Genomic DNA, 21201 nt, shown 5'->3' on the forward strand with positions numbered 1-21201 from the left:
CGTGGCAGCATATAAATCTGCAATCCCTACCCGCCGCTTTGATGCGGTCATCGTTGGCGCCGGCGGTTCCGGCATGCGCGCGTCGTTGCAGCTGGCTGAAGCCGGTCTGAACGTCGCAGTTCTGTCGAAAGTCTTCCCGACCCGCTCGCACACCGTGGCAGCGCAGGGCGGTATCGGCGCGTCGCTCGGCAACATGGCCGAAGACAACTGGTTCTGGCACATGTTCGACACCGTCAAGGGCGGCGACTATCTGGGCGACCAGGATGCCATCGAATTCATGTGCCGCGAAGCACCGAAGGTCGTGTACGAACTTGAACACTTCGGCATGCCATTCGACCGCAACCCTGACGGCACCATCTATCAGCGTCCGTTCGGCGGCCACACGGCCCACTTCGGCGAAAAGCCGGTGCAGCGCGCTTGCGCGGCAGCCGACCGTACCGGCCACGCCCTGTTGCACACGCTGTACCAGCGCAACGTGCGCGCCCGTACGCACTTCTTCGTCGAATGGATGGCACTTGACCTGATCCGTGACGCCGAAGGCGACGTGATCGGTGTTGTCGCGCTGGAAATGGAAACCGGCGAATGCATGATCCTGGAAGCAAAGACGACGGTCATGGCAACGGGCGGCGCAGGCCGCATCTTCGCCGCGTCGACGAATGCGTTCATTAATACCGGCGACGGCATGGGCATGGCGGCGCGCGCCGGCCTGCCGCTGCAGGACATGGAATTCTGGCAGTTCCACCCGACCGGCGTGGCCGGCGCGGGCGTATTGATCACCGAAGGCGTGCGCGGCGAAGGCGGCATCCTGATCAATAGCGAAGGCGAACGCTTCATGGAGCGCTATGCGCCGACCCTGAAGGATCTGGCGCCGCGCGACTTCGTCTCGCGCTCGATGGACCAGGAAATCAAGGAAGGCCGCGGCTGCGGTCCGAACAAGGACCACGTGATGCTGGACCTGCGTCATATCGGCGCCGACACCATCGCCAAGCGCCTGCCGTCGATCCTGGAAATCGGCCACAAGTTCGCCAACGTCGACGCCACCAAGGAACCGATTCCTGTCGTGCCGACGATTCACTACCAGATGGGCGGCATCCCGACGAACATCCACGGCCAGGTCGTCACCCCGACCGGTCCGGACAATTCGGCCAAGGTCGTCAACGGCCTGTACGCGATCGGCGAATGCGCCTGCGTCTCCGTGCACGGCGCCAACCGCCTGGGCACGAACTCGCTGCTCGACCTGGTGGTCTTCGGCCGCGCGGCCGGCAACCACATCGTCAACAGCGGCCTGAAAGCCAAGGAAAACAAGCCTTTGCCAGCCGACGCTGCCGATTTCGCCATGGGCCGCCTGGCGCGCCTGGAAAACTCGACCGGCACGGAAACCGTGCAGGGCGTGGCCAACGACATCCGCGCAACGATGCAGAAGTACTGCGGCGTGTTCCGTACCGACGAGATGCTGAACAAGGGCGTCGAAGAAATCATGAAGCTCGACGAGCGCCGCAAGCACGTCTCCTTCAAGGATAAATCGATGGTCTTCAACACGGCCCGCGTGGAAGCGCTGGAGCTGGACAACCTGATCGAAACGGCGAAAGCGACCATCGTTTCGGCAGCGGCCCGCAAGGAATCGCGCGGCGCGCACGCCCAGGACGACCATCCGCAACGCGACGACGAGAACTGGATGAAGCACACTCTGTGGTATTCGGAAGGCAACCGACTGGAATACAAGCCGGTCGTGACCAAGCCGCTGACGGTTGATACCTTCAAACCGAAACCACGTACTTTCTAAGGCTATACCATGGCACGCACTCTTAAATTCAAAATCTACCGCTACGATCCTGACCAGGATGCCAAGCCGTACATGCAAGACCTGACGGTCGAACTGAAAGACACCGACAAGATGCTGCTCGACGCACTGCAGCGCATCAAGGCGGACGTCGACGACTCGCTGGCCCTGCGCCGCTCGTGCCGCGAAGGCGTGTGCGGTTCGGACGCGATGAACATCAACGGCAAGAACGGCCTGGCATGCACCACCAACCTGAACGAACTGTCGGAGCCTATCGTGCTGCGTCCGTTGCCAGGCTTGCCGGTCATCCGCGACCTGATCGTCGACATGACGCAATTTTTCAAGCAGTACGATTCGATCAAGCCGTTCCTGATCAACGATTCGATCCCGCCTGAAAAAGAGCGCCTGCAGTCGCCGGAACAGCGCGAAGAACTCGATGGCCTGTACGAGTGCATCCTGTGCGCATGCTGCTCCACGTCGTGCCCGTCGTTCTGGTGGAATCCGGACAAGTTCGTCGGCCCGGCCGGCCTGCTGCAAGCCTACCGCTTCATCGCCGATTCGCGCGACGAAGCCACCGGTGCGCGTCTGGACAACCTGGAAGACCCGTACCGCCTGTTCCGCTGCCATTCGATCATGAACTGCGTCGACGTCTGCCCGAAAGGCTTGAACCCGAACAAGGCGATCGGCAAGATCAAGGAATTGATGGTCCGCCGCGCGATCTGATCCTCCTGATCGCGTCCGCCGGGCGCCGTTTGCGGGAAGAGGGTATCCTCTCTTGCCTGCAGGCGGCGTCTGCAAAGCAGCACCGTGCCGCAAGGCACACGTAAAGTGGTAAACCAAATGACAGAATCAATTTTGTCCTCGCATCAGGCCGACCCGGCCAACCGCGCCCGCCTGCGCTGGCGTTCACGCCGTGGCCTGCTGGAAAACGACATTATCCTGACCCGTTTTCTCGATGCGTATGAAACCGAATTGACCGATGAAGAAGTTGACGCGCTGACGCGTTTGCTGGATTTGTCGGACAATGCGTTAATGGATCTGGTACTGGCCCGTAAAGAGCCGGAAGGCGAAGTCGATCTGCCGCATGTGCGCGCACTGCTGCAACGACTGCGCATTGCCTAGACGCCTGGGCGATATATTGCAAACGGTGCGAGTGGCGCGCTGTAGCACTGCCGAATGCGGTGCGAATTGCAGCCAGAATTTTTGATTTTAATTTCGACTCACTCCCGAGAAGGAAGAGCCCATGAATATCTCTGACACAAAAGCTACCCTGTCGTTCTCCGATGGCAGCCCATCGCTTGAATTTCCAATCTACAAAGGCACAGTTGGCCCGGACGTCATCGACATCCGCAAACTGTACGCCGGTAGCGGCAAGTTCACCTACGACCCAGGCTTTATGTCGACGGCCGCCTGCAACTCGTCGATCACCTACATCGACGGCGACAAGGGCGAGCTGCTGTACCGTGGTTACCCGATCGAACAGTTGGCCGTCAACGCCGACTTCATGGAATCGTGCTACCTGCTGCTGAACGGCGAACTGCCGAACGCGGCGCAGAAGGCCAAGTTCGTCGACACCGTCACCAAGCACACGATGGTGCACGAACAGATGCAATTCTTCTTCCGCGGCTTCCGCCGCGACGCGCATCCGATGTCGGTCCTGGTGGGCACCGTCGGCGCGCTGGCATCGTTCTACCATGACTCGCTGGATATCAACGACCCGCGTCACCGCGAAGTGTCGGCCATCCGCCTGATCGCCAAGATGCCAACCCTGGTCGCCATGACCTACAAGTACTCGGTCGGCCAGCCGTTCGTGTACCCACGCAACGACCTGTCGTACAGCGCCAACTTCATGCACATGATGTTCGCCAACCCGTGCGAAGAGTACAAGGTCAACGACGTGCTGGTGCGCGCCCTGGACCGCATCCTGATCCTGCATGCAGACCACGAGCAAAACGCATCGACTTCGACCGTCCGTCTGGCCGGTTCGTCGGGCGCCAACCCGTTCGCCTGTATCGCTGCCGGTATCGCCTGCCTGTGGGGCCCTGCCCACGGCGGCGCCAACGAAGCGGCACTGAACATGCTGAAAGAAATCGGCACCGTCGAGAACATCCCTGCCTTCATCGCGCAAGTCAAGGACAAGAACTCGGGCGTCAAGCTGATGGGCTTTGGCCACCGCGTGTACAAGAACTTCGATCCACGCGCCAAGCTGATGCGTGAAACCTGCTACGAAGTGCTGCAAGAACTGGGTCTGCAAGACGATCCGCTGTTCAAGCTGGCGATGGAGCTGGAAAAGATTGCACTGAACGACGAATACTTCGTGTCGCGGAAACTGTACCCGAACGTCGACTTCTACTCGGGCATCGTGCAATCGGCGCTGGGCATCCCTGTGTCGCTGTTCACCGGTATCTTCGCTATGGCCCGTACGATCGGCTGGATCGCCCAGTGGAACGAAATGATCGCCGACCCAGAGCAAAAGATCGGCCGTCCGCGCCAGCTGTTCGTCGGTTCGACCACGCGTGAAGTGCTGCCACTGGACAAGCGTTAATCCAGAGCGGTATCGAGCAAACAAAAAAACGGGCTTCGGCCCGTTTTTTTATGCGCGTGTTCGACGCAAGCCGGGGCCGCCGGGCTGTTATGCTCGTACTCTGATCAACAGGAAGCACAACGCGATGAATGAAGAAACCTGCGCCCCCGGCGGCGTGGCCCTCGGCGATACTGCATTTGGCTATACCTTGTCGCTGATCGGCGGGAAATACAAGATGCTGATCCTGTACGCGCTGGCGGAAAACAAGGTGCTGCGGCATAACGAACTCAAGCGCCATCTGGGCGGCATCGCCTTCAAGACCCTCAGCGTCGTGCTCAAGGAGCTGGAAGCGGACGCGCTGATCGTCCGCAAGGAGTATCCGCAAGTGCCGCCCAAGGTGGAATACTCGCTCTCCAGCAAGGGGGACTCGCTGATCCCTGTGCTGCATACCCTCTGCGAGTGGGGCGAGCGGCACCAGCCAGTCTGATGCGGATGCGCATGGCAAGGCGCTTTTTCACAGTCAGGTAACTTACTTTTTGTATGGTATGAGCAGTTAATGTGCGTACTTGCGAAAAGTACCCAGCATGGCTATGCTGTTTCTGCCCTTGGAGGCGCGCGGCCACGTGCGGCGCGTCATGGGGCAGGGCATCGGCTTGCCTGCTTTCCTGAGAAGGCGGGGCCGGTGCGTCCCTCTCATTTTCAGGAAAGCAGCATGATGAAAACCCTTGTGATCGTCTTCCATCCGTCCATCGCCACGTCGGTGGCCAACAAGCGCTGGCTGCAGGAATTGGCGCGGTATCCCGACCGCTATACCATCCACGACGTGCACCAGGCTTATCCGGACGGGCACATCGATGTGGCGCGCGAGCAGGCGCTGGTGGAATCGCACGCCCATGTGGTCTTGCAGTTCCCTGTGTACTGGTTCAACTGCCCGCCCTTGCTCAAGCAGTGGCTCGATGAGGTGCTGGCGTATGGCTGGGCCTACGGCTCGGGCGGCGACGCCTTCAGGGGCCGCAAGGTGGCGCTGGGCGTGACGGCAGGTATCCGCGAGGAAGACTTCACGCCGCAAGGCAAGTGGCACGTCACCCTGGCGCAGCTGCTGGCGCCGTTCGATGTCACCCTGGCGTATATCGGCGCCGACAACCGCCGCTTCTTTGCCTTCTATGGCGCGGAAGACGGGCCGAAGGAAACGGGCTATGCCGAGCGGCTGGCGCGCAGCGCGCAAGAGTATGAGCGCTTCCTGACCGCGTTGTAGAGCCGGCCGGAGCGGCCTCAGTTCAAGGCCGCTTCCAGCTGGCGCAGCGCGACCTGTCTTCCTTCCAGCTGCAGGCTGGTGCCCTCATAGGGCTGGGGCATGACGATGCAGCGCGGCGCGTTGTGCTTGAGGATGCCGCCCCAGTGGGCGACCCTGGCGCCGGCCTGGCGGCGGATCGCCTCGACCGTGGCGCCGCTGGCGAGGATGCGGGCTTGCGGAAAGGCTTGGCGCAGCACGCCCAGGCCGAAATACGCTTGCGGTTCGGCCGCGCTGATATAGATGGTGATCAAGCGCTTGCCGCTGGCGGCGATGGTGTGCGCTAACTGCGCCGCATCGTCGCGCAGGAACTGGGCATTGACGAGGATGGCGTCGGCCACGCCGCTCAGCAGCAGCGAAGTGGACGGTGCGCGGCCCAGTACATCCAGCTGGAAAGTTTCCAAGGTACGGGAGGGAAGGGCGGCGCGTGCAAACATATTATTCTTTCTGCATTAGGTGCTCATGTCGCATATTATCCTTTCGACCAGGCGCGACAAATAGGGTAGATTGCAATACTTAGTTGCATGGATCGGATGAATCAAGGGAGTAGCGCATGGACCGTATCACCGCCGCACAAGTATTCGTCGCCATCGCCGAGCGGGGCAGCATGGTGGCCGCCAGCGAGGCGCTCGACATGTCGCGCGCCATGGTGACGCGCTACCTGGCCGAGATGGAAGAGTGGGCGGGGGCGCGCCTGTTGCATCGCACCACGCGCCGCCTGAGCCTGACGGATGCGGGCGAGGCTACCCTGGCGCGCTGCCGGCAGATGCTGGACGTGGCCGGCGCCATGGCCGTCACGTCGCCCGAGGGTCTCGACACGCCGCACGGCTTGCTGCGCATCACCTGCTCGCAATCCTTGGCGCAGACGGCGCTCGCTGGCGCAGTGACCGCTTACCTGCGGCGCTACCCGCGCGCCGCCGTCGACCTGCAGATGGAGAACCGGGCCGTCAACCTGGTGGAACAGCGCATCGACCTGGCCATCCGCATCACGAACGCGCTCGAACCGAACCTGATCGCGCGCCAGCTAGCCAGCTGCGCGTCGGTGGTGTGCGCCGCACCATCGTACCTGGCGGCGCACGGCACGCCGCGCCGGGCGGAAGACCTGGCCCTGCACAACTGTCTGACGTACACGTATTTCGGCAAGAGCCTGTGGCAATTTACGCATGACGGGGAAGCGCTCACTGTCCCCGTCAGCGGCCGCCTGTCGGCGAATGAGTCGCTGGTCCTGCTGGTGGCCACGGTGGCGGGGGCGGGCATCGCCATGCAGCCGCGCTATTCGGCCGCGCCGCTGATCGCCAGCGGACAGCTGGTGGAACTGCTGCCCGCTTACGTGCCGCAGGATATGGGCATCTATGGTGTCTACACTTCGCGCCAGCACATGTCGCCGCTGCTGCGCACCATGCTCGACTTTCTGGTCGAGTGGTTTGCCGGCGATCCTGATTGGCTGGCGGCCATCGCGGCGGGGCCGTTGCCGGGCAGACCAGTTGGGCGCAAGCGGCACGCCGGCAGGGCCGCCGATGTGCCGTAAGCACAACAGTGACAGGCTTGCAAGCCCGGGAAAATCAACAACACAGCTTACATTTGCTTGCCAAATAAAATTCAACTTGCAGTTGTTGCGTTACAATACCGCGTGCTATTCTAAATGACGGTATGCAGAATGCTGGTGCAATAAAAAAGCCCTTCCCCACAACTTGATGTGCAATCCGCTAACCGGTCAGGCCGTGTCGCGGAAGGTTAGATTAACCCGCTAATTCCTCGCGAAGCGCGAAGAAAGGTGAGCAATATATGCAGCAATTAACGACCAACTCCTACCTGTTCGGTGGGAATGCTCCGTACGTGGAAGACCTGTACGAGGCGTATCTGAACAATCCAGGCTCGGTACCCGATAACTGGCGTTCCTACTTCGACGCAATGCAGCACGTGCCTGCCGTCGATGGCACCAACAAGCCTGACGTGGCACATGCCTCCGTCGTCGCCTCGTTCGCCGAGCGCGCAAAAGCAGGTCCGATCCGCACAGTGACCGCTTCCTTCGATGCTGAAATGGGCCGCAAGCGCGTCGCCGCCACGCAGCTGATCGCCGCTTACCGCTACCTCGGTTCGCACTGGGCCAACCTGGATCCGCTGCAACGCCAGGAACGTCCGATGATCCCTGAGCTCGAGCCGAGCTTCTACGGTTTCACCGACGCGGACATGGACACCGTGTTCAACATCAGCAATACCTATTTTGGCCCCGAGACCGCCACCCTGCGCGATCTGCTCAACTATCTGCGCGATACTTATACGCGTTCGATCGGCGCCGAATTCATGTACATCTCCGATCCGGCCGAAAAGCGCTGGCTGCAAGAGAAACTGGAATCGATCCGCTCCACCCCGAATTTCACCCCAGAGAAGAAAATCCACATCCTCGACCGCCTCACCGCGGCTGAAGGCCTGGAACGCTATCTGCACACCCGCTACGTGGGCCAGAAGCGCTTCTCCCTGGAAGGCGGCGAAACCTTCATCGCCTCGATGGATGAGACCATCCAGCGCGCCGGCGAAAAAGGCGTGCAGGAAATCGTGATCGGCATGGCCCACCGCGGCCGCCTGAACGTGCTGGTGAACACCCTGGGCAAGGCGCCGCAGGAACTGTTCGAAGAATTCGAAGGCAAGCATGGCGACGACCTGCCAGCCGGCGACGTGAAATACCATCAAGGCTTCTCGTCGGACATCTCCACCGCAGGCGGCCCGGTCCACCTGTCGCTGGCGTTCAACCCGTCGCACCTGGAAATCGTCAACCCTGTGGTCGAAGGTTCCGTCAAGGCCCGCATGGACCGCCGCGGCGACGCGCAGGGCGCGCAAGTGCTGCCTATCCTGGTGCACGGCGATGCTGCTTTCGCCGGCCAGGGCGTGGTCATGGAAACGCTGAATCTGGCGCAAACCCGCGGCTACCATACCGGCGGCACGGTGCATATCGTGATCAACAACCAGATCGGTTTCACCACCTCGGACCCGCGCGATGCACGCTCGACCCTGTACTGCTCGGACGTCGTCAAGATGATCGAAGCACCGGTCCTGCACATCAATGCCGATGATCCGGAAGCGGTGGTACTGGCGACGCAGATCGCGCTCGACTACCGCATGGAATTCAAGAAGGACATCGTCCTCGACATCATCTGCTACCGCAAGCTTGGCCACAACGAGCAAGATACGCCGGCACTGACGCAGCCGCTGATGTACAAGAAGATCGGCCAGCATCCAGGCACCCGCAAGCTGTACGCGGACAAGCTGGTGGCGCAAGGCGTGATCCCTGCCGATGGCGGCGACAAGATGGTGGCCGCGTTCCGCGACGCCATGGACGCCGGCAAGCACACCGTCGATCCGGTCATCTCGAACTTCAAGAACAAGTATGCCGTCGACTGGCTGCCGTTCCTGAACAAGAAATGGACCGATTCGGCCGACACCGCCGTGCCGATGACGGAACTGAAACGCCTGGCCACCCGCATCACCACCGTGCCGGAAGACTTCAAGGTCCACTCGCTGGTGGAAAAAGTGCTGGGCGACCGTGCCACCATGGGCCGCGGCGAAATGAACCTGGACTGGGGCATGGGCGAACACCTGGCCTACGCATCGCTGGTATCGTCCGGCTACGCCATCCGTCTGACGGGCCAGGATGCCGGCCGCGGCACCTTCGTGCACCGCCACGCCGTGCTGCATGACCAGAACCGCGAGCGTTGGGATGCAGGTACCTACATTCCGCTGCAAAACGTGTCGGACAACCAGGCGCCGTTCACCGTCATCGACTCGGTGCTGTCCGAAGAAGCCGTACTGGCCTTCGAATACGGCTACTCGACCGCTGAACCGAACACCCTGACGATCTGGGAAGCCCAGTTCGGCGACTTCGCCAACGGCGCGCAAGTGGTGATCGACCAATTCATCAGCTCCGGCGAAGTGAAGTGGGGCCGCGCTTCGGGCCTGGTCATGATGCTGCCGCACGGTTACGAAGGCCAGGGTCCTGAGCACTCGTCCGCGCGTCCCGAGCGTTTCCTGCAGCTGTGCGCAGACAACAACATGCAAGTGGTGCAGCCGACGACGGCTTCGCAGATCTTCCATTTGCTGCGCCGCCAGATGGTGCGCCAGTTCCGCAAGCCGCTGGTCATCCTGACGCCGAAGTCGCTGCTGCGCAACAAGGATGCCGGTTCGCCGCTGACCGACCTGGCCAAGGGCGGTTTCCAGACCGTCATCGGCGAAGTCGACGACAAAATCGACGCCAAGAAAGTCAAGCGCGTGGTCGCCTGCTCGGGCAAGGTCTACTACGACCTGGTCAACGCACGCAAGACCCGTGGCCAGACCGACACGGCCATCGTGCGCCTGGAACAGCTGTATCCGTTCCCGCACAAGTCGTTCGCTGCTGAACTGAAGAAGTTCCCGAACCTGGTCGAAGTCGTCTGGGCACAGGACGAGCCGCAAAACCAGGGCGCCTGGTTCCAGATCCAGCACAACATCTTCGAAGGCCTGGAATCGGGTCAGCGTCTGGCCTACGCCGGCCGTCCTGCTTCGGCGTCGCCTGCTGTCGGTTACTATGACAAGCACTACGCCCAGCAAAAAGACCTGCTGGAAACGGCATTCTCGAAGCTGAAAGGTTTTATCCTGACCAAGTAAGTGGCTCGATAAGGGGCGCCATGCGAGTGCATGGCGCCTGCTCGCATACATCATGACGGAGCGCCGCCCTTGCTACGCAGGGGCGGCGCCGCAATAACAAAATAAACGGAGTTTTACATGGCACAAATCGAAGTCAAAGTTCCCCAGTTGTCGGAATCGGTTGCAGAAGCGACCCTGCTGGCATGGCACAAGAAAGTCGGCGAAGCAGTCGCGCGCGACGAAAACATGATCGACATCGAAACCGATAAAGTAGTGCTGGAACTGCCGGCGCCGGCCGCTGGCGTGATCGTGCAAATCATCAAGGATAACGGCGCCACCGTCGTTGCCGGCGAAGTCATCGCCATCATCGATACCGACGGCTCGGCCAAGGTCAGCCCGATGGAAGTCTCCGCCGTGCCTGCGCCAGCCCTGGCTGCCGCCGCGCAAGATACCGCCAGCGCTTCGGCGCCAGCTGCTGCGACCAAAGGCGATGTCGCCATGCCTGCCGCCGCCAAGATCCTGTCCGAAAAAGGCCTGTCCGCCGGCGACGTCGCCGGTTCGGGCAAAGACGGCCGCGTGACCAAGGGCGACGCCCTGGCCGCTTCCGCCAAGCCAGCTGTCGCGCCGCTGGCGCCAGCCGCTGCCAAGCCGGCGCTGCAACAAGTTGCCACGCCGTCGGCCGCCAATCTGGGCGACCGCCCTGAAGAGCGCGTGCCGATGAGCCGCCTGCGCGCACGTATCGCCGAGCGCCTGCTGCAATCGCAATCGACGAATGCCATCCTGACCACGTTCAACGAAGTGAACATGCAGCCGGTCATCGACCTGCGCAACAAGTACAAGGACAAGTTCGAGAAAGAGCACGGCGTCAAGCTGGGCTTCATGTCCTTCTTCGTCAAGGCCGCCGTCGCTGCCCTGAAAAAGTACCCGATCATCAACGCTTCCGTTGACGGCAACGACATCGTTTACCACGGCTACTTCGACATCGGTATCGCCGTCGGTTCGCCGCGCGGCCTGGTCGTGCCTATCATCCGCAACGCGGACCAGCTGTCGATCGCCGACATCGAGAAAAAAATCGGTGAATTCGGCGCGAAAGCCAAGGAAGGCAAGCTGACCCTGGACGACCTGACGGGCGGTACGTTCTCGATCTCGAACGGCGGCACCTTCGGCTCCATGCTGTCGACTCCGATCATCAACCCGCCGCAATCGGCCATCCTGGGCGTGCATGCGACCAAGGACCGCGCCGTCGTCGAAAACGGCCAGATCGTGGTGCGTCCGATGAACTACCTGGCCATGTCCTACGACCACCGCATCATCGACGGCCGCGAAGCCGTCCTGGGCCTGGTGGCGATGAAAGAAGCGCTGGAAGATCCTGCACGCCTGCTGCTGGACCTGTAAGCACTGTAGTCCCCCGGCGTAGCCGCCGGGGCAATGTAGCTGATACCCCTTGCCAGAAGACGCAGCTGGCTGATCTCAATGAAAGAGGATTCCTATGAACATCTCTGAAGAAATCAAGCGTCTGCACGAGTTGCACCTGGCGGGCGCCCTGAGCGACGCGGAATTCGCGCAAGCGAAAGCCAAGCTCCTGAGCAATATCAACCTGGACAAGCCGGACAGCACGTCCGGCGCCGGTGCCGCTGCCGGCCCGGCGAACGACCTGGTGCAGGAATTCAACCGCCTGCGCCGTTCGCGCGACGACCGCTGGCTTGGCGGCGTCTGCGGCGGCCTGGGCCGCGCTTCCGGCATGGAAGCGTGGATCTGGCGCCTCGTCTTCGTCCTGTTTACATTGACCTTCGGCTTCGGCGTGGTGATTTACCTTCTATTGTGGATTTTCGTACCAGACGAAGAGATTGGAATAACAAAACATGAGTACTAAACAATTTGACGTAGTTGTCATCGGTGCGGGCCCTGGCGGCTACATCGCCGCCATCCGCGCAGCGCAGCTGGGCTTTTCCGTCGCTTGCGTCGACGAGTGGTCGAACGCCAAGGGCGGCGCCGCTCCTGGCGGTACCTGCACCAACGTCGGCTGCATCCCGTCGAAAGCGCTGCTGCAATCGTCCGAGCATTTCGAACACGCGGGCCACAGCTTCGCCGAGCACGGCATCGACGTCGCCGGCCTGAAGCTGAACCTGGGCCAGATGCTCAAGCGCAAGGACACCGTCGTCAAGCAGAACAACGACGGCATCCTGTACCTGTTCAAGAAGAACAAGATCGCCTTCTTCCACGGCCGCGCCGCTTTCGCTGCCGCCGCCGCTGGCGCGTATGACATCAGCGTGACGGGCGAAGCCAACGAAACCTTGTCGGCCAAGCACGTGGTCATCGCCACGGGTTCGAACGCGCGCGAACTGCCGGGCGCACCATTCGACGAGAAACTGATCCTGTCGAACACGGGCGCACTGGCCATCGACGCCGTACCCGCCAAGCTGGGCGTCATCGGCGCCGGCGTGATCGGCCTGGAAATGGGCAGCGTCTGGCGCCGCCTGGGTTCCGACGTCACCGTGCTCGAAGGCCTGCCGGTCTTCCTGGGCGCCGTGGACGAGCAGATCGCCAAGGAAGCGTCTAAGCTGTTTACCAAGCAAGGCTTGAAGATCAACCTCGGTTGCAAGATCGGTACGATCACGCCAGGCAAGAAAGACGTCACCGTGGAATTCGTGGACGCCAAGGGCGAAGCGCAAAAAGCCGTGTTCGACAAGCTGATCATCTCGATCGGCCGCACGCCGAACACGAACGGCCTGGGCGCCGACAAGGTCGGCCTGCAGCTGGACGAGCGCGGCTTCATCGCCGTCGACGGCGACTGCAAGACCAACCTGCCGAACGTATGGGCAGTGGGCGACGTCGTGCGCGGCCCGATGCTGGCGCACAAGGCCGAAGAAGAAGGCGTTGCCGTGGCCGAGCGTATCGCCGGCCAGCATGGCCACACCAACTTCAACACGATTCCTTGGGTAATCTACACCTCGCCGGAAATCGCGTGGGTCGGCAAGACCGAGCAAACCCTGAAGGCTGAAGGCATCGCCTACAAGGCCGGCACCTTCCCGTTCATGGCCAACGGCCGTGCGCGTGCGCTGGGCGACACCTCGGGCATGGTGAAATTCCTGGCCGATGCGACCACCGATGAAATCCTCGGCGTGCACATCGTCGGCCCGATGGCGTCCGAACTGATTTCCGAAGCCGTCGTGGCGATGGAATTCAAGGCCTCGGCCGAAGACATCGCGCGCATCTGCCACGCGCACCCATCGCTGTCCGAAGCGACCAAGGAAGCGGCACTGGCGGTTGACAAGCGTACCTTGAACTTCTAATTGTAGTTAGTCCAGCAGGGGCGCTCGCGGATTTTTTCCGCCGGCGCCCTTGTGCGTTAAAGCGAATCCCATGAACGTAGAAGAGTTTTACCAGCACGCGTTGCAGAAGCGTGATTTCAAGGCCGACGCCGCCCAACGGCGCGCGGTCGACCGCCTGCAGCTGTGCTATGACGAGTGGGTGGCCTACAAGGGCCAGCGCTCGAGCACCTTCAAGCGCCTGCTGAATCGTCCCGCCGTGCCGAAGGGCGTGTACATGTGGGGCGGGGTGGGGCGCGGCAAATCGTTCTTGATGGACAGTTTTTACTCGGTCGTGCCCCTGGTGCGCAAGACGCGATTGCACTTCCACGAATTCATGCGCGGCGTGCACCAGCAGCTCGATGAATTGAAAGGCGTGGCCGATCCGCTCGACGAGGTGGCCAAGCGCATCGCCAAGAAATACCGCCTCATCTGTTTCGATGAATTCCACGTCTCGGACATCGCCGACGCGATGATCCTGTACAACCTGCTGTCGGCCCTGTTCGCCAATGGCGTGTCCTTCATCATGACCTCGAATTACGACCCCGACCTGCTGTATCCGGACGGCCTGCACCGCGACCGCATGCTGCCGACCATCGCGCTGCTCAAGGACAAGCTCGACGTGATCAACGTCGACGCCGGCGTCGATTACCGCGGCCGCGCGCTGGAGCAGGTGGAGAGTTACTACACGCCGCTGGGCGCGGACACGGACCGGGCCCTGCGCGACGCCTACACGCGCATCGCCGAGACGGCCGACGAAGATGCGCGCATCCGCATCGAAAGCCGCGAAATCCACTGCCTGCGCCGCGCCGGCGGCATCATCTGGTTCGATTTCGCCACTCTGTGCGGCGGGCCCCGCTCGCAAAATGACTACCTGGAGATCGCCAGCCGCTTCCATACGGTGATATTGTCCGGCATACCGGCCATGTCGGCGGCGCAGTCGTCCGAGGCGCGCCGCTTCACCTGGCTGATCGACGTGTTTTATGACCAGAAGGTCAAGCTGATCATGTCGGCCGAAGTGCCGCCTGATGAGCTGTACACGAACGGCATGCTGGCCAACGAGTTTCACCGCACCGTTTCGCGTATCATCGAGATGCAATCGCGCGAATACATGGAAAAAGAACAGCGCGGCGCGGCCGACGCGATCGTTTGAGGCAGGGATAAGGAACATGATGGCAAATACACTATACAAGCTGGGTGCGGCGCTGGGCCTGGTTCTGGCGTTGTCCGCCTGCGCGCACAAGGGTACCGCGGCATTGGATGAGGTCGGCGCACCGCAGGTGCCCGCCACCTTGTCCGTGGAAGAGGCGGACGCCAAGCTGAAGCAGTCGGCCAGCGAGCGCGAAGCGGCGGAAAACGAGTTTGCCGCGCGCGAAATCGAGTGCTACAACAAGTTTTTCGTGAATAATTGCCTCGACAAGGCCAAGGAAAAGCGCCGTGTGATCCTCGTGCGCCTGCGCGCCATCGACGCGGAAGCGAATTATTTCAAGCGCGCCGAGTCCGTGCGCCTGCGCGATATCGACCTGGCCAGGACGCAGGAAAGCGCGCGCCTCGATGCCGAGCAGCGGGCCGCGGCCGTGCCCAAGCCCGTGAAAGTGGTCACGCCCGATCCGGCGCCGCCCAAGCCGCAAGGCAAGAGCGTTGCCGAGCGCGAGGCTGAGCAAGCGGCGAAAGTGGCGAAACAAGCCGCCGACGATGCGGCCGAGGCGCCGCGCCGCGCCGCCCGCGAAGCAGCCTATGCAAAGAAACAGGCTGACGCCGTGGCGCGCCAGAAACGCGTGGCCCAGCGCCTGGCCGAGCGCCAGGCTGAAGCCGATGCCAAGGCCGCCAAGGCAGCTGCCGCTGCCAGCGCGCCGGCGGCTGCCGTGCCTGTGCCGCCGGTCAAATAACACCGCCGCGCAGGGGCACGCCGGAAATGGCGTGCCCTAACGCGCGCGGCAGGTTAAACTATGCACCATGGCTGCCTGCGCGCGCCGCGCCGGTTTCCCAACACTGTTACCAACACTGCCTGGAACGCAACACATGAGCGATGCACAGCAAATAGAGCGGCGCCTGATTGAACTCAACGTGGAGCACCGCGACCTCGATGCCGTCATCGAGTTGCTGATACTCGATGGCCACCATGATGAGCTGCAGCTGCGCCGCCTGAAAAAGCGCAAATTGCAATTGAAGGATCACATCACCTTGCTGAAAATGCAGTTGGTGCCCGACGTTCCCGCCTGAGGGGCGCCAGTAGCGTCCAGTCCAGCCTTCACTTAAGTATATTTTGACCGATCACAATTTATTGCCAGTAAACCCGGATGGCCAGCCGACCGATCTGCAAGCCAGTCCGCCGGCCGAACCACAGGCGGCGCCTGGCAAGCACGATGCCGACATCGAGCGCCTGTTTGGCGCCGGCGGCCCGCTCGGTCCGGCCGTGGGCAGCTACAAGCCGCGCCGTTCGCAAACGGACATGGCCAAGGCCATCGCCAGCGCCATCGACAGCCAGACGACCCTGATCGCCGAGGCGGGCACGGGCACCGGCAAGACCTTCGCCTACCTGGTACCGGCCCTGATGTGGGGCGGCAAGACTATTGTTTCCACCGGCACCAAGAACTTGCAGGATCAATTGTTCCTGCGCGATATCCCCACCGTACGCGCCGCGCTGCAGGCGCCCGTCTCCGTCGCCCTGCTGAAGGGTCGCTCGAACTACGTCTGCCACTATCACCTGGAACGCACGCTGCAGAACGGGCGCATGACCTCGCGCGACGACGTGGGCCATCTGCGCGAAATTTCGCGCTTCATCAAGATGACCAGCTCCGGCGACAAGGCCGAACTGACCAAGGTGCCGGAAAACGCCATGATCTGGAACCTGGTGACGTCCACGCGCGACACCTGCATGGGTGCCGAGTGCCAGTATTACCAGGATTGCTTCGTCATGAAGGCCCGCAAGGAAGCGCAGCAGGCCGACGTGGTGGTGGTCAACCACCATTTGTTCTTTGCCGACGTGGCCCTGAAAGACACGGGCGTGGCGGAATTGCTGCCTTCGGCCAATACCATCATCTTCGATGAGGCGCACCAGCTGCCCGATACGGCAACCTTGTTCTTCGGTAACACAGTGTCGACCTCGCAAATCCTGGAACTGTGCCGCGACGTGCTGGCCGAGGGGCTCGCGCACGCGCGCGGCATCGACTGGGCCAAGACCGTCACCGTGGTGGAAAAGGCGGCGCGCGACCTGCGTTTGACGTTCCCGCAGGATATCGTGCGCCTGTCCCTGCCGCAGATCGCCCCGTCGAGCGACTTTTTCCCCGCGCTCGACACCCTCAAAGATGAGCTTGACGGCATGGTGGCCGTGCTGGAAACGCAGGCGGAACGGGCGGAGACGCTGGAGCAGTGCCGTGTGCGCGGCGTCGAACTGGCGCAGCAGCTGAGCGGCTGGAAGTTTGATCCGAAGGCGAAAGTGGCGGCCGGCGAAGAAGCCGTGTTCTGGGTGGAAGCGTTTTCCAGCTCTTTGCAGTTGCATAAAACGCCATTGTCGATCGCGCCGATCTTCAACAACCAGCGCGAAGGCACGCCGCGCAGCTGGATTTTCACGTCGGCCACCCTGGCCGTGAAGAACGATTTCAAGCATTTTTCCGAACAGATGGGCTTGACGGGCGAACCGTCGCATACGTGGCCGAGTCCGTTCGACTATGGCCAGCAAGGCTTGCTGTTCGTGCCGCAAAACCTGCCGCAACCGAACGCGCTGGGCTACACGGATGCCGTCATCGACTGCGCCCTGCCCATCATCGAGGCGGCGGGCGGGCGCACCTTCTTCCTGTGCACTACCTTGCGCGCCGTCAAGCGGGCCGCCGAGCGCCTGGCCGACGAATTCAAGCAGCGCGGCCTGAACTTTCCCCTGTTCGTGCAGGGAGAAAGGGGCCGCACGGAATTGCTCGATCAGTTCCGCGCGGCCGGCAATGGCGTGCTGATCGGTAGCCAGAGCTTCTGGGAAGGCGTCGACGTGCGCGGCGATGCCTTGTCCCTGGTGATCATCGACAAGCTGCCGTTCGCGCCGCCGGACGACCCGGTGCTGGCCGCGCGCATCGAAGTGATGGAAAAGCAGGGCAAGAATGGCTTCATGCACCACTCGCTGCCGGAAGCCATCATCAACCTGAAGCAGGGCGCGGGCCGGCTGATCCGCGACGAGGGCGACCGGGGCGTGCTGATGATCTGCGATCCGCGCCTCATCTCCAAGCCATACGGCAAGCGCATCTGGCAAAGCCTGCCGCCGTTCAAGCGCACGCGTGACACGGCTGAAGTGGTGGAGTTCTTTCGCAACCTGCCCGCCAAGGACGCCTAGCCTTGCTTGCCGGCGCCATCCGCGCGCCGGCTTATTTCCCTTTGTTATCAAGCGAGTAGCGTTTTTCGCGCGCTGCGTGCCTGCGCGCCCGGCATGCCAGAAAGCGGCGCGATCACGCCATTTTCTGGCATTGTGACGCGTGTCCAGGACGCCAGACACATCTTTGTGCCAGCGCAAACAGTCTTGTTGCCGGGCAGTCTACAGTGAGCTCATGCCTTGCAGGATGAGGCGCGGCGATGGCAGGGCCGCACGGGGAACAGGGGGATGCCATGGAGATCCGCTACGGCTGTTTCTTGAGTTATGCACACGGCCAATATGCGTTCATGAACAAGTTCAAGAATGACCTCATCGAGGCGCTGGCGTGCTATCTGGAGCCGCACCTCGACCGCGAGGAAGTCCTGTTCATCGACAGCGAGCAACTGGGCGGCGGCGACGATATCGACCAGCGCGTGGCGCGCGCCATGTGCCAGAGCGTCTGCATGATCGTGCTGTACACGCCGAAATATGAAGCGCATGGCTATACGCGGCGCGAATTTGCCGCCATGCAGCTGATCGAGCAGGAGCGGCGCGCCTGGTATGAACTGCCCAGCCACCTGATCATCCCCATCATCATGACGCGCCATCCGGACGGCTTGCCGCCGCAAATCACGGAGTCGGGGCTGTACGTCGATTTTTCCGGCTACACGCTGGCCAGCGGCGACCTGAAGTCGAATCCGCAATACCTGCCCGACATCGAACGCATCGTGCAGCGCATCGCCACGCATTACCACTTGCTCAAGCGGTCAACACCGGCCGGTCACGATTGCAGCCGTTTCGTGTTGCCCGATATTCCACCGGAATGGCGCGCCATTCCTCCTCCCCACTTTCCACGTTAATCACGTAAAAGGTCCCGTCATGGAATGCCAACGCCTCTCCCTGCCACCTTTGAGCGCCCCTGGCGAAGTCGTCACCTTCTATTCCTACAAGGGCGGTACCGGCCGCACCATGGCCCTGTCGAACATCGCCGTACTGCTGGCGCGCCGTGAAAACGCCAGCGTGCCCGTGCTGATGCTGGACTGGGACATGGAGGCGCCGGGCCTGCACCATTATTTCGAACAGCACGAGGAGCGGCCCGGCGTGCTCGAATTCTTCGAGGCCTGCCGCCAGCAGATCGAGCGCATCAGCCTGGAAACGGCGGGCGCGCGCGCCAGCGGGCAGGGCGCCGGCCGCGAGGATGCGGCGCTGGCCCAGCGCGTGCTCGACGCCATCGACTGGCAGCAGTACGTGGTGCGCGTCGATCAGGGCAGTCCCCTGTACCTGATGCGCGCGGGGCGCTTCGACGCCAGCTACAGCGAACGTCTGGCGCAGATGCGCTGGGATCAGCTGTTCGACAGCTGCCCGGCCCTGTTCCGCTGCTTTGCCGATACCCTGGCCCAGCATTTCCGCTACGTGCTCGTCGATTCGCGCACGGGGCGCACGGACAGCGCCGGCATCTGCACCACCTTGCTGCCGAAAAAGCTGGTGGTGGTCTTCACGCCGAACCGGCAAAGCCTGGAAGGCGTCGACGCGCTCGTCACGCGGGCCATCGAGTACCGGCGCAGCCATGAAGATGAACAGCGCCCGCTGCTCGTGTACCCCTTGCCGTCGCGCATAGAAATGGGCGACGGGGCGCAGCGTGCCGAGTGGCGCCGCGGCGACGCGCACAAGGGCATCGCCGGCTTCCAGCCCATGTTCGAGCGCCTGCTGCGCACGTCCTACGGCTTGCCGCAGATCGCCCTCGACAGCTATTTCGACGAAGTCCAGCTGCAGCAGACGAAAACCTTTGCCTATGGCGAGCAGCTGGCCGTGCGCATCGACCAGGGCGGCGACCGCTTTTCCCTCACGCGCACCTTCGAAGCCTTTTTGCACTGGCTGACGGGCGGCTACTTTCCCTGGCAATCGAGCCGCGAAATCGCCTTGCTGGGCGCCATCAGCGAAGCGCGCCAGGCCTTGCAGCTGGAACCGGGCCGCGCCGTGGCCCTGCCGCTGGCGCGCGACCTGGCCCGCCTGGGCGAGCTGTACCGCAAGGATGGCCGCAGCGCGCAGGCGCTCGACGCCTTCCGCCAGAGCGTCGAGATCCGCGTGCGCCTGCTGGGCGAGGAGCATCCCGACAGCCTGGCGTGCAAGAGCGGCATGGCGCGCCTGCTGCGCCAACTGGGCAAGCTCGATGAAGCGCGCTTCCTGGAAGAAGACGTGCTCGACGTGCGCGAGCGCGTGCTGGGCAGCGAGCATCCCGATACCCTGGCCGCCCGGGCTTGCCTGGCGAAAACCCTGTTGCTGCAGGGCGAGCTGGCGGCGGCGCTGCTGCTGCAGGATACGGTGCTGGCCACCTATGTGCGCCAGCTGGGCGGCGAGCATCCGCTGACCCTGGATGCGATGGATGGCCGCGCCGCCACCTTGCTGCGCATGGGCAGGCTGGCGCAGGCGCGGCAATTGCTGGGCACGGTGGTGGCGGCGCGCGAGCGCCTGTTTGGCGCCGAGCATGGCGATACCTTGCGCAGCAAGCTGGCCCTGGCGCAGGCGCTGGGACGCGAAGGCGACCTGGAGGGCGCGCGGCGCCTGCTCGCCGCCGTGCTGCGGGTGCAGGAGCGGCGCCTGGGCGGCGACCATGCGGCCACGCTGTCCACGCGCGACTTGCTGGCAGATATCGTGGCCGGGCAGGGCGACTGGGCCGGCGCGCGCCAGCTGCACGAAGACCAGGTGGCCGCGCGCGAGCGCACGCGCGGGCTCGACCATCCGGAGACCCTGATGAGCCAGCGCAAGCTGGCCGAGGCGCTGCTGCGGCGCGGTGAACTCGATGCGGCGCGCAGCGTGCAGGAGCAGGTACTGGAAGTGCATGCGCGCCTGCTGGGCGAAGACCACCTCGATACCTTGCACAGCAAGAAGCAACTGGCTGGCACCCTCCAGCAGCAGGGCGACAGCGAGGCGGCGCGCCTGCTGGAAGATGCCGTGCTCAGCGGCAGCGACCGGCTCTTGAATGCGCCCGTCACGGGGCATGCGGACAGCGTGCTCGACGGTGCGCGGCATTTGCAGGAAACCATCCTGGCCGGCCGCGCCAACGAACAGGATGCGGCCGAGCCGGATACCCTGGCCAGCATGATCTCGATGTTGCAAGGCATGATCGAACGGGAACAGTATGCGCAGGCGGGCGAACTGGCCGAACATTTGAAGTCCTGCCTGCTGCGCCCGGGCGTGCCGGGCAAGCTGCGCAGGCGCGGCATGGCGCAGCTGAAAAGAATGTACAAATTGCAAGGCGACCTGAATGCCTTGCTGGCCTTGCAGGAAGATGAAGTGCAGGCGCTGGAAGGGGCGTTGTCGGAAGCGCGCATCGAGCAGCGCTGA

General features: G+C 62.8%; 18 protein-coding genes. 17 read left to right on the forward strand and 1 reads right to left on the reverse strand.

What is annotated here, in order from left to right; all coding sequences use genetic code 11:
* Nucleotide 1 precedes the first annotated feature (1 nt).
* The 6 genes from sdhA (at nt 2) to OX462_RS08030 (ending at nt 5559) form a co-directional block, all read left to right on the forward strand.
* Entirely contained in the window at nt 2-1783 is a 1782-nt protein-coding gene (gene sdhA, locus OX462_RS08005) for a succinate dehydrogenase flavoprotein subunit (RefSeq protein ID WP_070219191.1), read from the forward strand.
* 9 nt (nt 1784-1792) lie between these two features.
* Nucleotides 1793-2503, forward strand: a complete 711-nt coding sequence (locus OX462_RS08010) for a succinate dehydrogenase iron-sulfur subunit (protein ID WP_034752075.1) — start codon at nt 1793-1795, stop codon at nt 2501-2503.
* Nucleotides 2504-2620: 117 nt separating this feature from the next.
* Entirely contained in the window at nt 2621-2902 is a 282-nt protein-coding gene (locus OX462_RS08015; protein ID WP_034752073.1) for an FAD assembly factor SdhE, read from the forward strand.
* A gap of 121 nt (nt 2903-3023) precedes the next feature.
* Entirely contained in the window at nt 3024-4325 is a 1302-nt protein-coding gene (gene gltA, locus OX462_RS08020; RefSeq protein ID WP_034752071.1) for a citrate synthase, read from the forward strand.
* A gap of 124 nt (nt 4326-4449) precedes the next feature.
* Nucleotides 4450-4791, forward strand: coding sequence for a winged helix-turn-helix transcriptional regulator (locus OX462_RS08025; RefSeq protein WP_099410105.1), 342 nt, complete (start codon nt 4450-4452; stop codon nt 4789-4791).
* Between the two features lie 225 nt (nt 4792-5016).
* Nucleotides 5017-5559, forward strand: coding sequence for an NAD(P)H-dependent oxidoreductase (locus OX462_RS08030; protein ID WP_409028149.1), 543 nt, complete (start codon nt 5017-5019; stop codon nt 5557-5559).
* Between the two features lie 17 nt (nt 5560-5576).
* On the opposite strand, the gene OX462_RS08035 is transcribed toward OX462_RS08030, so the two are convergent.
* Nucleotides 5577-6032 carry an MBL fold metallo-hydrolase gene (locus OX462_RS08035; protein WP_099410107.1) on the reverse strand — a complete coding sequence of 152 codons (456 nt, stop codon included), beginning with the start codon at nt 6030-6032 and terminating at the stop codon, nt 5577-5579.
* 116 nt (nt 6033-6148) lie between these two features.
* On the opposite strand from OX462_RS08035, the gene OX462_RS08040 reads away from it, so the two are divergent.
* The 11 genes from OX462_RS08040 to OX462_RS08090 all read left to right on the forward strand — a co-directional run bounded on the left by OX462_RS08040 (nt 6149) and on the right by OX462_RS08090 (nt 21201).
* A complete protein-coding gene (locus tag OX462_RS08040; protein ID WP_099410108.1) occupies nt 6149-7123 on the forward strand; it encodes a LysR family transcriptional regulator in 975 nt (324 codons plus the stop codon).
* 257 nt (nt 7124-7380) lie between these two features.
* The gene (locus tag OX462_RS08045; protein WP_046685725.1) at nt 7381-10233 is read left to right on the forward strand and encodes a 2-oxoglutarate dehydrogenase E1 component; all 2853 of its coding nucleotides are present in this window, start codon (nt 7381-7383) and stop codon (nt 10231-10233) included.
* 117 nt (nt 10234-10350) lie between these two features.
* A complete protein-coding gene (gene odhB / locus OX462_RS08050) occupies nt 10351-11607 on the forward strand; it encodes a 2-oxoglutarate dehydrogenase complex dihydrolipoyllysine-residue succinyltransferase (RefSeq protein ID WP_070219196.1) in 1257 nt (418 codons plus the stop codon).
* A 94-nt stretch (nt 11608-11701) separates the two neighbouring features.
* A complete protein-coding gene (locus OX462_RS08055; protein WP_070219197.1) occupies nt 11702-12085 on the forward strand; it encodes a PspC domain-containing protein in 384 nt (127 codons plus the stop codon).
* On the forward strand, nt 12075-13505 hold the full coding sequence (lpdA, locus tag OX462_RS08060; protein ID WP_230504986.1) for a dihydrolipoyl dehydrogenase: 1431 nt from the start codon (nt 12075-12077) through the stop codon (nt 13503-13505). The genes OX462_RS08055 and lpdA overlap by 11 nt, the downstream gene beginning before the upstream one ends.
* A 70-nt stretch (nt 13506-13575) precedes the next feature.
* Nucleotides 13576-14673: a cell division protein ZapE gene (gene zapE, locus OX462_RS08065; RefSeq protein ID WP_070290592.1), complete on the forward strand. Its 1098-nt coding sequence runs from the start codon at nt 13576-13578 to the stop codon at nt 14671-14673.
* 16 nt (nt 14674-14689) lie between these two features.
* Nucleotides 14690-15409, forward strand: a complete 720-nt coding sequence (locus tag OX462_RS08070) for a hypothetical protein (RefSeq protein WP_409028150.1) — start codon at nt 14690-14692, stop codon at nt 15407-15409.
* Nucleotides 15410-15542: 133 nt separating this feature from the next.
* Nucleotides 15543-15743, forward strand: coding sequence for a YdcH family protein (locus tag OX462_RS08075; RefSeq protein ID WP_034752051.1), 201 nt, complete (start codon nt 15543-15545; stop codon nt 15741-15743).
* Between the two features lie 43 nt (nt 15744-15786).
* Nucleotides 15787-17841, forward strand: a complete 2055-nt coding sequence (locus OX462_RS08080) for a DNA repair helicase YoaA (protein WP_409028151.1) — start codon at nt 15787-15789, stop codon at nt 17839-17841.
* Nucleotides 17842-18110: 269 nt separating this feature from the next.
* On the forward strand, nt 18111-18716 hold the full coding sequence (locus tag OX462_RS08085) for a toll/interleukin-1 receptor domain-containing protein (RefSeq protein ID WP_070290594.1): 606 nt from the start codon (nt 18111-18113) through the stop codon (nt 18714-18716).
* A gap of 19 nt (nt 18717-18735) precedes the next feature.
* Complete coding sequence (locus tag OX462_RS08090; RefSeq protein WP_180279062.1) at nt 18736-21201, forward strand: tetratricopeptide repeat protein; 2466 nt, start codon at nt 18736-18738, stop codon at nt 21199-21201.

This window comes from Janthinobacterium aestuarii, from assembly GCF_046113285.1.
Classification (GTDB): domain Bacteria; phylum Pseudomonadota; class Gammaproteobacteria; order Burkholderiales; family Burkholderiaceae_D; genus Janthinobacterium.